Consider the following 12,898-nt stretch of genomic DNA (forward strand, 5'->3'; position numbering starts at 1 on the left):
TTTTCGAAACTCAGGTTAAGTCCATGGCCAAAAAATAGTGTCTCCGGCTCAGGATCTGTCAGGCTGAGCGTGAGCTCAGGGACAGGCTTTTGCGAAGGTAGCGCAATTTTTTGGCCGAAAACTAAACTTATGCCGGGGAAAAACTTCATTGTAAACGAAGCTTTATATCTTACAGTACAACTAAATGAGGTTTTTTACACACCTATTATACAACTGAAGACAAGAAGATCGATAATTTTTTTGCAATTCCGTGCTATTAATATTATTATAGTAATATCGAGGGGGGGTAATTTAATCAAAATGAGTTACAAGAATGATAGAATCAATTGCCCTGGAATTGTTTTGATTATATCATTTGTGACGATTATGCTCCTATTAAGCTTAACTGTTTCAGAAGTTCTGGCTTCGAATAGTTCATTTAAAACCGTCAGAGATATGGCCGGAAGAGAGGTTAAAATACCTGCAGAACCGGATAGAATAATAGGACTGGGCGCAGGATCTTTGCGGATGCTGTCTTACTTTCAGGAGATAGAAAGAGTAGCAGGGGTTGAGGATATCGAGACGGATGAGGATTATTACGATACTCCTTATCGTATTGCCAATCAGGAGTTCAAAGATAAAACAGTGATCGGGCCCCAGCATGGAGGGGATGCCGAATTAATTTCCGGAGTAGATCCAGATATTATATTGTTTTTTGGAGACGTTTCAGAAGCCGATAGATTGGCTGCATCTTTAGAGGCTCCCGTTGTTTTACTGGATTATGGAGATCTTTATAATTACCGGGATGATTTTTATCAGTCTATAGAATTAACCGGTGAAGTGCTGAATAGTAATGAAAGAGCTGAAGAGTTGATAAGCTTTTTTGAGGAAACTATAGCGGATTTAAAAGAGAGATCAGAATTGGTTGAGCTAGAGGAGGCTCCTGCCGTTTATGCCGGAGGCATGTCATACAGAGGCAGTCATGGTTTCACTTCTCTTAGAACACCTTTTCCTCCTTTTGAATTTATTAGAGCCGATGATGTAACCCGCGATTACCTTGACTATGAAGCTATGACCCAGGTGGAAATCAGCAGAGAAATGATACTGGACTGGGATCCTGATTATATATATCTGGACACAGGTAATCTGCCTCTGATCAGGACAGACTTTGAGAGATTTCCGGAATACCGAAATTTAACTGCGGTTAGAGAAAATAGAGTATACGGCCTGCTGCCCTATGCCTCCTATAATGTCAATTTTGGGAATGTCCTGGCCAACAGTTATTACATCGGAAGTAAAATTTTCAGCGAGGCTTTCGCTGATATCGATCCTGAAGATAAAGCAGATGACATTTTTAAGTTTCTTTTTGGTGAAGCCGTTTATGCAGAGGTGGAAAATAGGACAGGTGGCTTTGGTTCGATCGATATTTAATTTATGAAATAAATGCAGGGAGGTTAATCGGTGAAGCAGCAAACGGAATCAGATAAAGAAATGGAAGAAGAGCTGCTTAATAAACACGAGGGCAGCAGAAAACAAAAAATAATTTTAATCATAGCTGCATTTATGATTTTAATATCGCTTTTTGTTTTTTCAATCGCTGTGGGAGCTTTGAATATTTCTTTTCGCGAGGTTTTAAAATCTCTTTTCAGAATGGAATCCGCCTCTCAAAAGATAGTGGTCTGGAATATTAGATTACCCCGCATTACCGCAGGAATTTTATCCGGAGCAGGGCTGGCTGTTGCCGGGGCTGTTATGCAGAGCATTTTAAAAAACCCGCTTGGTTCTCCTTTTACACTGGGAATATCTCAGGCAGCTGGATTTGGTGCAGCTTTTTCAATAATTATTCTGGGCACTGGAACCCTGCAGAGCGGTGGAGATAGCGCGATTTTACTGGATCAGATCCATCTAACGGCCATTTCAGCCTTTGGCTGGGCTTTAGTATCCACTCTTTTTATCGTCCTTCTGGTGAGGCTAAAAAACGCTTCTCCGGAAACTATGATACTGGCAGGTATAGCTCTGGGCTCGCTTTTTACGGCCGGAACTACCGCGCTTCAATATGTTGCTGATGATGTGGAGCTGGCGGCTATTGTTTTCTGGACTTTTGGTGATGTCGGAAGGGCCACCTGGAGCAACAATGGTCTTATATTGCTTTTGCTGCTGCCCTGTCTGGTTTATTTTTATTTAAATTCCTGGAATTATAAGATGATGGCTTCCGGTGACGAAACCGCCAGGAGCCTGGGAGTTCCTGTGAAAAGATTGAGGCTGATCGGAATGCTGATAACCTCGCTTATTACAGCCCTAATAATTTCTTTTGTAGGTATAATTGGATTTGTAGGCCTGGTGTCTCCTCATATAGGCCGTAAACTAATCGGGCCGGATGAAAGATTTCTGCTTCCTTTTTCTGCTCTTGTGGGAAGCATTCTTCTGCTGGGGGCTGACACCGCTGCCAGAACAATTTTGTCTCCGATAGTGCTGCCGGTGGGCATATTGACTTCTTTTCTGGGAGTTCCGCTGTTTCTTTATCTGGTAGTTAGGGGGAGGGAATACATGTGGAATTAAAAGTTAAAAATCTTGAATTTTCCTATGATGAAGATCCGGTGTTGAAAGATCTGAATTTTTCCTTGAGCGGAGAGCCTCATCTAAACGCAGTACTCGGCCCCAATGGTTCCGGTAAAAGCACGCTTTTGAAGTGTATAAATGGAATATTATCACCTGACAGCGGTGAAGTTAGACTGGGAAGTACTGAACTGACCAGCCTAACCGCAGCTAAATTATCCCGTTTAATAGCCTATGTGCCTCAAAAAGAAATGCTTAATTTTCCTGCGCCGGTTTTTGATATGGTTATGATGGGGAGAAAACCTCATGCAGGTTTTAGACCTTCGGACGAGGATAAAAAGAGAACAGCTGAAGTGATCAGGGATATGAAACTGGAAGAGATAGCTTTCCGAAATTTTAACTGTCTCAGCGGCGGTCAGCAGCAGAAAGTGTTAATAGCGCGGGCTTTAGTTCAGGATCCTGAGCTGATGCTGCTCGATGAGCCTACCAGCAGTCTTGATTTGAAACATCAGCTGGAAGTTATGGAAATTATCTCTAATAAGCTCAAAAGAGGGATTCCGGCCCTGGTGGCAATGCATGACCTAAAGCTGGCAGGAAGGTTTTGTCAGGAATTTGTTATTATGAATGAGGGAGAAATATATGCTAAAGGTGGTCAAGAAGTGATTAATAGCAGGAGCATAGCAGAGGTATATGGAGTGGAAGCGGAAGTTGAGATTAGCAAAAGCGGACCAATAATTCACCCCGTAAAAAGTGCCTGTACTAAAGCAGTATAATTTATCAAAAAACAGGAGTGATAAATTAATGAAAAAATATAACGAGAATGAAAACTGGCAAGGGTGCGTGGAATTCCACGGTCACAGCTGTCCCGGGCTGGCTATTGGCTTTAAAGCTGCAGGACTTGCCAGAGAAGAGTTGAGTGTAACGGAGGCTGAAGACGAAGAGATTGTTTGTGTAACTGAAAACGACGGCTGCGGTGTGGATGCTATCCAGTATTTATTGAGCTGCACCTCTGGAAAAGGAAATTTGATATTCAGACCGACAGCTAAACAGGCATTTTCTTTTTTCGTTCGGGATGAAGAGATGGGTATAAGGCTGGTTTTCGAGGAGGATAATCTTTTAGAAAGAGAAGAGGTTACTGTTGAGAGTATTTTGAAAAGAAGCGAGAAGGAACTTTTTAAATGCAAATCACCTCATTACAGGATGCCCGAAAGAGCAGAAATTTTTTCTACAGTGAAATGCGAAAATTGCGGTGAGGGTGCTGCCGAATATGCCATCCGTTTTCAGGAGGGGAAACCGGTTTGTCTGGATTGTTTCGACGGCTACAGCAGACTGCAGAAAGAAAATTTATCCGATAACAGGTTCTGAAATATTTTCACAGATGAATAACCAGCAAATAACAGCTGTTAATTTCCTTGACATTATCCTTTATCCTGTGATAATCTGATAAAGGATATAGAGATGATAAAAGTATCTTTTCAGGTATAATTATATTTTTTTCAACTACGATGAAAATGGTTTTCATTTGTTGTGCATTAGAGGTGGAGATTATTTTTCATACGGAGGATTTTTATGTGGCTGTGATCAAAAAAATTACCGGTAAATTTGAAAGAGCATGTAGAGGTAACAAAAGGCTTTTTAAGATTTATTCGCTTCCCTACAGAAATGCTGTCTTGAGGGAAGTGAAACTGGGTAATATAGGGGAAGATGATGTTGTTCTCAATATTGGCTGTGGTGGTCTTCCTTTTACGGCTTATTATCTGGCCAGGCTCAGCCAGGCCAGGGTTGTAGCTGTCGACGTGGATTTGGAAGCAATAAATTCAGCCCAAAAATTATTTTCAGAAAATAACTTTCCTTCTCTGGAGTCCGAGATTGAATTTGCAGTCATGTGCGGCTGCAGGGCAGCAGTTGAGCTAAATTACGATATAATAGTAGCTGCTCTACAGACCGAAAATAAGCTTGAAATGATTAAAATTCTGGATGATAACCCTGGCGGCTGGAAATTTATCACCAGAGAACCGAGGAAAATTTTCGGTTCACAATACGAGTCTTTGAGTTCTAAAGTAAATCCCTCCGATAGTGTCGGTCATTATTTTCCGACTTTTGATAGATCAATATTGATCGAATCGGGAGGATTGTCATTTTGAACAATATATTTAAGCGTATTTTCCGGGGTAAAAACCCGATAAAGATATTGCTTGCTTTAATTATTTTTGCTTTCCTTTTTGCTTCTGCTGGGGATGATCTGCTCAAAGGGGCCTCCGAACTCAACCTTGTAATTATCATTTTGCTTTTTCTTCTGCAGGTTATAACTCTGATTCTCGTGGCCTACCAGTGGCATTATATTTTTAAAACAAAAATAGATGTGAATATAACCTTCAATGCCATTTTTCGGATTAATCTGGCTGCAAAATTTATTGAGAGTATTACTCCTGCTGCTAAACTGGGGGGAGAATCAGCTCGAATACTATTGTTTTCACGCCTTACTGGTAAAGATGCCGGCAGCATGCTCGCAGGTGTTAGCCTGCAAAAGACTGCTTCCATGCTGGGATTAACTATTTTTTTGCTGCCTTTTATTTTACTCTGGCCCTATAATCTCGACCTGGAATTTTTGGCAGGGAGTAACACCTTATTTCCCTCGTTGAGAAGTGAATTAACACTAATTATAGTCCCTGCATTTATAATTATTTTGTTCTTGCACGGCAAACTGAAAGATTCACTTGCCGATAGAATCAAAAATTTGTATGAAAACACTCTATCTTCTCTGATTGATATTTTCACAGTTAAGACCCTTTTTGCTTTAACTTTAATTGCCTTATTATTCTGGGGATTGTATCCGATAAAAGTTTATGTTATTGCTGGAGAACTTGGAGGAGAAGTGAGTTTAATTGAAGCAGCTGCGGCGACATTTTTGGCCTATATGGTCAGTATGGTTCCGCTTACTCCGGGCGGTCTGGGGAGTTTTGAAGCAGTTATGGCTCTGGTTCTTCGTGAAGCTGGCATGTCCTGGGAGGGCGGGGTCACGGCAGCTGTTCTGTTGAGGATTTTCACCTTCTGGCTGCCACTGCTGGCTTCGGTTCTTTCTGCTATGAGCTTATCACTGGATGTCAATTCCCTGGGAAGCTCCGAGCAGTAGAATCGCCAGTTTTTATCAATGTCATTATTAATTATTCAAACAATTTGGAGGTTTTTCAATGAGCAATCAAGTCAGCGTAAATAAAAAATCAGCTGAAAATTTTTGTACTCTGGAAGAAATGCCGGAAAATCATCAGGCATATGTTGTGGAGGCTCCCAATCACAAACTGCTTGCTCCTCTGGGCATAAGAAAAAATAAAAAAATTGAAGTTAAATCAAAACAGCCATTTAATGGGCCGATTGTTATTGAAATTGAAGGAAGACAGGTTGCTGTTGATAGAGATATTGCCAATAAAATTTATATAGATAACAGGAAAAATATACATGCCACCGGCTGATAAAGAGGTCAATAAAATCCTTCTGATCGGCCCTCCTAATGTGGGGAAAAGTGCTCTTTTTAATAAATTGACAGGCCTGGAGGCGGTTATTTCAAATTATTCCGGCACAACAATAGATTATAAGGAAGGCTTTTTGCAGGGAGGAGAAGACGTATATCATATTATCGATGTTCCGGGCACATATACATTAAATGCAACCAATGAAGCTGAAAAAGTTGCTGTGGAAATGCTGTCGGGAAATCCTGACCTGGTAGTTGCTGTACTGGACGGTAATAATCTTGAAAGCAGTATATATCTTCTGCTGCAGGTGCTGAAACAGAACCTGCCTACTCTGGTTGTGGCCAATCGAATCGATCTTCTAGAGGAGAAGGGGCTAAAGATCGAAAAAGACAAGTTTTATTCCTGGCTGGGACTGGATCTTTTGGAAACTGTAGCTGTTGAAGATAAGGGCATAAAAAAGCTCAAGCTGAACATAAAACGGGCGGTCAATAATAAAGAAGATTATCGGCCGACAAAAGATGTTCCTGCCAGCTGGGAAGCGGCAGAACAGCTTAATTCGGAGATCATTCAGAGTAACAAAGCTGACATTGGTGAAAACAATTCCTCCAGAAAAATTTGGGGGGATAGATTGTGCAGTCCCTGGCCGGGAATCCCCCTGGCAATTATTATTTTAGGACTGGTTTTTGCTGTGGTAGTGGGATTGGGGATGGGTTTTAGACAGTATGTCTTACTGCCATTTTTTGAAAGTCTTATATTTCCTCTAATTATATCTTCGGTTGAAAGTATGGTTCCATCGGGAATATTTCGAAACATTCTTATCGGAGAGTATGGATTTTTGATCAAGGGACTTGAATGGCCTTTCGCACTGGTTTTACCCTACGTGATTTCTTTTTATAGCGGTTTGAGCATACTTGAAGATGTGGGTTATCTGCCCAGGCTGGGAGTGCTGCTGGATGGTCTTTTCAGTAAAATTGGCATTTCTGGAGGAAGTATTATCCCGATTTTACTGGGTTATGGATGTGCCATTCCGGGAATAGCTGCTACCAGAGCCCTCCCCACCCGCAAAGAAAGAATAGCTGTTTCTACTTTGATATGTTTGTCTGTACCCTGCATTTCACAGACTGGGGCGATGATTTCTCTTCTGGCCGAGCACTCAATTTTACTGACTGCATCAGTATTTTTAATTTCTCTGACAGCGATAATAACGGTAGGTCTGGTTCTTCAGAGATTGCTTTCTGGAAACAGAGAGTCAACCGTCGTGGAGATTCCACCGCTGCAGTTTTCAGGAACTGAAATTCTTTTTCGCAAAATATTTATCAGGGTTAAATCTTATTTGACCAACGGTGCTTTAATGATGATATACGCCATAGGAGGAGCGGCAGTATTTTATGAAATAGGTGTGCTGGAATATTTGGGAAGAATTCTGGAGCCAGTTGTGGAAAATTGGCTTCTTCTGCCTTCTGAGGCTTCTATACCGTTGATGCTGGGAGTTGTGCGTCGTGAACTCGCAGTTTTGCCGCTTTTAGAGATGAATTTAAGTTCCGCCCAGCTTTTCGTGGGAGCGCTGGTGGCTCTTTTTTATGTGCCCTGCATAGCAGTGCTGGCTATGATGGCGCGGGAGTTCAATCTATCATTAACGGTTAAAATATTCTTTTTTACCATAGGCTTTTCATTTCTGGCCGGAGGCATTGCAGCCAGACTTGCGGTTCTGGCAGGATTTTTGATTTAAAATCCTGTAACTTTCGGGAAGGGAAAATTGCGATATACGAGGAAGTAATTAAATGGGTGGTGAAAACTTTGAAAAAAAGAATTGAACTAAATGAGGCTAAATCATTATTGGCATCCCATATAAAAAAATTTGCTCCGCTCGAGGTACCTATTATGGAAGCCGCAGGCAGGGTTAGCGCGAAGAAAATAAAGGCTCCTATGGATCAACCTCCTTTCGATAGGTCTCCCCTCGATGGTTTTGCCCTGAAGGCTGAATGCTCCAGAGGAGCTTCTGAGGATAGCCCTGTAGAACTGGAAATTATAGACTGGATTTACGCCGGAGATGCAGGCGAAACGAAAATCGGTGATGGTCAGGCTGCCAGGATAATGACTGGAGCTCCCATTCCTCCCGGTGCAAATTGTGTTATTCGTCAGGAGAACACAGCCTGGGATGAAAATACAGTCAAAATTTTTGACTCGCTCAAACCCGGTCAAAATTACGCTCCCGCAGGAGAGGATATAAATAAAGGCGATCTTCTGGTGGAAAAAGAGACTCTGCTCAAATCATCGCAAATTGCTGTTCTGGCCAGTATGGGCCTGCAGGAAGTTGAAGTAATGCCTAAACCTGCTGTTTCTGTTCTTACCACCGGAAATGAATTGGTGCCCCTGGGTAATGATCTGGAAAGAGGAAAGATTTACAACAGCAACAATTATATGATGACCACCAGATTGGATGAAATAGGAGCCGACGTAGTTACAAACCGGGTTGTTTCTGACAAAAAAACATTGATCGAGAAAAATATAAAGGAACTGGTGCCTGAGAGTGATTTTATTGTAACTACTGGAGGAGTTTCAGTTGGAGAAAAAGATTTGATGCTGGAAGTGTTTTCGGAACTGGGAGCAGAAATACTTTTTTGGAAATTAGATCTTAAGCCCGGAACCCCTATTGCATGTGCAGTATACGAGGATACTATAATTTTTGGGCTTTCCGGTAATCCGGCAGCAGCATTGATCACCTTTGATTTGCTTGTGAGAAATATTGTCGTGCAGGTAAACGGTTTAAATCATCTGGATCTTAAAAGAACCAGAGCCACTTTCGTGGACGATTTCCCCCGCAGCAGCAGCACCAGGAGAATGCTGAGAGGATGGTTTGTAAACTCTGAAGACGGAGGTATAGTCAGGCTGAGCCGCGGCAAACAAAGGCCAGGGGTGTTGAAGTCGACTCTTGAATGCAACTGTCTGATCGATATACCAGAAGGATCTCCTCCTGTCTCAGAAGGACAGGAAGTTGAAGTGTTGAAGCTGCCGGAGATGTACAGCATTTAGTTATCTTACGTGAGTGTGCACCTGTCTGATAAATAATTCAAGATTGGGGGTTAAAATATAGATATATTATGAATTCAGCGTTAAAATTAAAGGGATATACTTTTATACTTCTCGCTTCTTTTTTTTGGGGGACTTCCGGAACAGTTCAAACTTTTGCTCCTTCAGGAGCAGCGCCTGCTACGGTAGGAGCTATTAGGGTTGGTCTGGGGGGAGCAGCCCTATTTGTTTCTGCTATTATCAGGGGTAAGCTGCCCCCGGGCAAAGATTGGCCTTATGGTAAAACGCTGGCTGCGGCTGCTGCAATGGCAGCCTATCAAATATTTTTCTTTTCGGCAGTAGCAGAAACAGGTGTTGCTGTAGCTACTGTTGTTACTATGGGCAGTTCTCCTGTAATGGCCGGCATATTTTCCTGGATTATATATAAAGAAAAGCCCGGAATTTACTGGTATCTGGCCACCGTGGCTGCTATAACAGGCTGTGGATTTCTGCTTTTGCCAGATGCTGAAACAATAGTTGAACCTCTGGGAATTCTGCTTTCGCTGGGGGGAGGATTGGTTTACGCTCTATATGCTGTTGTGAGCAAGGATGTTTTGGCTGATAAATCTGCTGAAACTCTTTTGGGGATTGCTGGCTTGATCAGCGGTTTAATACTTTTTCCGGTGCTGGTCTGGAGCAATACAGAATGGCTTTTTGAGAGCGCTGGTTTTAAGATAGGACTTTATCTGGGATTTATTTCTATGGCCGTTCCTTATTTGTTATTTAATCTCGGACTGCGTCTTGTTCCTGTTGCCAGCGCTATGACCTTAACTCTGGCCGAACCTCTTACCGCTGCTCTTCTGGGAATCTTTCTCGTGGGAGAGAGGCTGGCCCTTTTAAATTATTTTGGCCTGTTCTTGATTCTTCTGGGAATTTCGCTGCTGACGATAAAAAATTGAACAGTCAAAGGAAATAAAAAAACTCCGGCCCTTTTGTTTTTGAGCCGGAGTTTTTCTCAGGTGTTATGATTTGATGTTTTGATCAGATGTTTTTGTTCTCTTTAACTTCGGCTCTGGCGGCGGCTATTCTGGCGATGGGTAATCTAAATGGAGAACAGGAAACATAATTCATCTCCTCCTCGTGACAGAATTTTATCGAAGGAGGATTTCCTCCATGTTCTCCGCATATACCTATCTCAAGAGAGGAGTCAGCCTGGCGTCCTTTTTCTATTGCAATTTTCACTATCTCGCCCACTCCCTCTTTGTCAATGGTGGTAAAGGGATCCCGCTTGATGATTTCTTTTTCCTGATATTCTCTTAAGAACTTTCCTGCGTCATCACGGGAGAAACCGTATGTCATTTGAGTTAAATCATTGGTGCCAAATGAGAAGAAATCCTCCGCATTGCTGGCTATCTTATCCGCTCTAAATGCAGCTCGCGGTACTTCGATCATGGTCCCCACTTCGAAATTTACTTCGGAGTTTTGATTATCCAACACTTCCTCAGCTGTTTCCTCTGTTAATTCTTTCAATTTTGAAAATTCCTCGCTGATGCCCACCAGAGGTATCATTATTTGCGGTCTGACTTCATAACTGTTTTCGCTGCTAACTTCGGCAGCGGCAGAAATAATGGCTTTTACCTGCATTTCATAAATTTCAGGATATGATATTCCCAGTCGGCAGCCCCTGTGGCCGAGCATGGGATTAACCTCATCCAGTTCAGCTATTGTATCTCGAACTTTTTCCGGGGTTGTTTCCAGATTTTCAGCCACCTTTTCAATTTCCTCGTCTTTTTCCGGAAGAAACTCATGAAGGGGAGGATCAAGGAGACGAATTACGACTTTACGATCTTTCATTTTCTTAAATATATTGGTGAAATCTTCTTTCTGATAGGGGAGAAGCTTTTCTAAAGCTTTTTTCCTCTCTACTCTGTTCCCGGCCAGAATCATCTCTCTTACTACAGATATTCTTTCTTCATCAAAAAACATGTGCTCGGTACGGCATAAACCGATTCCTTCAGCTCCAAACTCAAGAGCTGTTTGGGAATCTTCGGGGGTATCTGCATTAGCCATTATCCCCAGTTTGCGCACTTCATCCGCCCATTCCAATATTTGATTGAATTCTTCAGATAATTGAGCAGCACTGGTTCTTATCTCACCTTCATATACTTTTCCTGTATTGCCATTTAGAGATATTATCTCGCCCTGTTCGTAAATTTCATCGTCTTTCCAGAATCTTCTGGATTCCTCTTCGACCACCAATTCTCCCGCGCCGGCAACACAACATTTTCCCATGCCCCGGGCGACGACGGCTGCATGAGATGTCATACCTCCTCGAGAAGTGAGAATGCCATCAGCCGCATTCATACCTTCAATGTCTTCCGGAGAAGTCTCACCTCTGACCATTATAACTTTTTCGCCTTTTTCTTTTGCTTTTTTGGCTTCCTGAGGATCAAAATATATTTTCCCGGTAGCAGCTCCTGGTGAGGCGGCCAGGGCGGTGGTTATTATCTTTTCTTCATCAATATCTTTTTCGTCAAAAGAAGGGTGAAGGAGCTGTTCTAGCTGTTCAGGTTCTACTCTTAAAAGTGCTTCTTCTTCATCAATTATGCCTTCCGAGACCAGATCCGTGGCTATCTTAACTGACGCCTTAGCTGTTCTTTTTCCCGTTCTGGTCTGGAGAAGATAGATTTCTCCTTCTTCTATTGTAAACTCTATGTCCTGCATGTCTTTATAATGGTGTTCTATTTTATCAACAATTTCCATAAATTCTTCATACACATCTGGCATAATATCATCAAGTTCTTTTATATCATGAGGAGTTCTGATGCCGGCCACAACATCCTCCCCCTGGGCATTTACAAGGAACTCTCCATATACTTTATCTTCTCCCGTGGAGGGATTTCGGGTGAAAGCCACGCCGGTAGCTGAATTTTCTCCTGTATTTCCGAAAACCATGGTCTGTATGTTAACTGCCGTGCCGAGATCATCCGGAAGGTTATTTATTTTTCGATATGATATTGCTCTTTCATTGTTCCAGGAATCGAATACGGCCCTTATCCCTTCCATAATTTGTTCTCTGGGATCCTGCGGAAATCCCTGAGAGCTGTTTTTGGCAATTATGTCCTTGTAATCTTCGATCAAATCCTTTAACATATCTTCGCTCATTTCGGTATCTTTTTCAATATCATAATTATTCTTCAAGTCTTCCAGAGCCCGATCAAATTTATGAGAAGAAATTGACAGGACGACATCCCCGAACATCTGCAGGAGACGGCGATAACTATCAAGGGCAAATCTCATATTGTCAGTTTTTTTCCCCAGACCTTCTACGGTTTCATCATTCAAACCGATATTTAAAACTGTGTCCATCATGCCTGGCATGGAAACAACTGCTCCTGATCTGATAGAAACCAGGAGGGGGTCTTTGGGATCTCCCAGTGTTTTCCCGGTTTTCTCTTCCAGATCTTGTAGATGATCTATGATCTGTTCTTCCAGTTCGGCGAAAATCTGATTATCCTTTTCGAAATATTCCAGACAGGCTTCTGTGGTTATGACGAATCCAGGGGGCACGGGCAGGCCAATTCTTTTCATTTCGGATAGGTTGGCCCCTTTACCGCCTAAAAGATCTTTCATACCTCTGGAGCCTTCATCAAAATCATAAACAAGGTTTTTCAAGATTAACCCTCCTGAAAAATTGTAAAATATTATAAAATACATTTTAATTATAACTCACTCAAAGTGCTTTGTCAATTTTTATGAGAAGTTCGACGATGTCAAGTAAATGTGGGTTGGGGAATAAAAAGAGGACTCCCCCCATGAAAATATTATCTCGATGCCCCCTTCATAAGATGATAAATTGCGTTTCTCTTCCCCTTTTTCAGGGC

General features: G+C 42.1%; 11 protein-coding genes. 10 read left to right on the forward strand and 1 reads right to left on the reverse strand.

The features are described from left to right. Positions 1-300: 300 nt before the first annotated feature. The 10 genes from BLT15_RS11120 to BLT15_RS11165 all read left to right on the forward strand — a co-directional run bounded on the left by BLT15_RS11120 (position 301) and on the right by BLT15_RS11165 (position 9,973). Entirely contained in the window at positions 301-1,410 is a 1,110-nt protein-coding gene (locus BLT15_RS11120; RefSeq protein ID WP_159429921.1) for an ABC transporter substrate-binding protein, read from the forward strand. Positions 1,411-1,440: 30 nt separating this feature from the next. Next, positions 1,441-2,538, forward strand: a complete 1,098-nt coding sequence (locus BLT15_RS11125; RefSeq protein WP_234985606.1) for a FecCD family ABC transporter permease — start codon at positions 1,441-1,443, stop codon at positions 2,536-2,538. Then, complete coding sequence (locus BLT15_RS11130; protein ID WP_159429922.1) at positions 2,529-3,308, forward strand: ABC transporter ATP-binding protein; 780 nt, start codon at positions 2,529-2,531, stop codon at positions 3,306-3,308. Before BLT15_RS11125 ends, BLT15_RS11130 begins: the two co-directional genes overlap by 10 nt. Before the next feature lie 28 nt (positions 3,309-3,336). Further along, positions 3,337-3,900 (forward strand): FmdE family protein, encoded by a 564-nt coding sequence (locus BLT15_RS11135; protein ID WP_089761747.1) that lies wholly within the window; start codon positions 3,337-3,339, stop codon positions 3,898-3,900. A gap of 206 nt (positions 3,901-4,106) precedes the next feature. Further along, positions 4,107-4,679, forward strand: a complete 573-nt coding sequence (locus BLT15_RS11140; RefSeq protein WP_089761749.1) for a class I SAM-dependent methyltransferase — start codon at positions 4,107-4,109, stop codon at positions 4,677-4,679. Next, a complete protein-coding gene (locus BLT15_RS11145; protein ID WP_159429923.1) occupies positions 4,676-5,668 on the forward strand; it encodes a lysylphosphatidylglycerol synthase transmembrane domain-containing protein in 993 nt (330 codons plus the stop codon). The genes BLT15_RS11140 and BLT15_RS11145 overlap by 4 nt, the downstream gene beginning before the upstream one ends. Positions 5,669-5,726: 58 nt before the next feature. After that, positions 5,727-6,005, forward strand: coding sequence for a FeoA family protein (locus BLT15_RS11150; protein WP_089761754.1), 279 nt, complete (start codon positions 5,727-5,729; stop codon positions 6,003-6,005). Next, complete coding sequence (locus tag BLT15_RS11155) at positions 5,992-7,734, forward strand: ferrous iron transporter B (RefSeq protein WP_089761756.1); 1,743 nt, start codon at positions 5,992-5,994, stop codon at positions 7,732-7,734. Before BLT15_RS11150 ends, BLT15_RS11155 begins: the two co-directional genes overlap by 14 nt. A 68-nt stretch (positions 7,735-7,802) precedes the next feature. After that, positions 7,803-9,038, forward strand: a complete 1,236-nt coding sequence (locus BLT15_RS11160; protein WP_143423076.1) for a molybdopterin molybdotransferase MoeA — start codon at positions 7,803-7,805, stop codon at positions 9,036-9,038. Between the two features lie 68 nt (positions 9,039-9,106). Continuing rightward, positions 9,107-9,973, forward strand: a complete 867-nt coding sequence (locus BLT15_RS11165) for a DMT family transporter (RefSeq protein ID WP_089761760.1) — start codon at positions 9,107-9,109, stop codon at positions 9,971-9,973. 82 nt (positions 9,974-10,055) lie between these two features. Here the strand turns inward: BLT15_RS11165 and ppdK are convergent, their stop codons facing one another. Further along, the gene (gene ppdK, locus BLT15_RS11170; protein ID WP_200769759.1) at positions 10,056-12,731 is read right to left on the reverse strand and encodes a pyruvate, phosphate dikinase; all 2,676 of its coding nucleotides are present in this window, start codon (positions 12,729-12,731) and stop codon (positions 10,056-10,058) included. Positions 12,732-12,898 lie beyond the last annotated feature (167 nt).

The sequence above is a fragment of the Halarsenatibacter silvermanii genome, from assembly GCF_900103135.1.
In the GTDB taxonomy this organism is placed as follows: Bacteria; Bacillota; Halanaerobiia; order Halanaerobiales; family Halarsenatibacteraceae; genus Halarsenatibacter; species Halarsenatibacter silvermanii.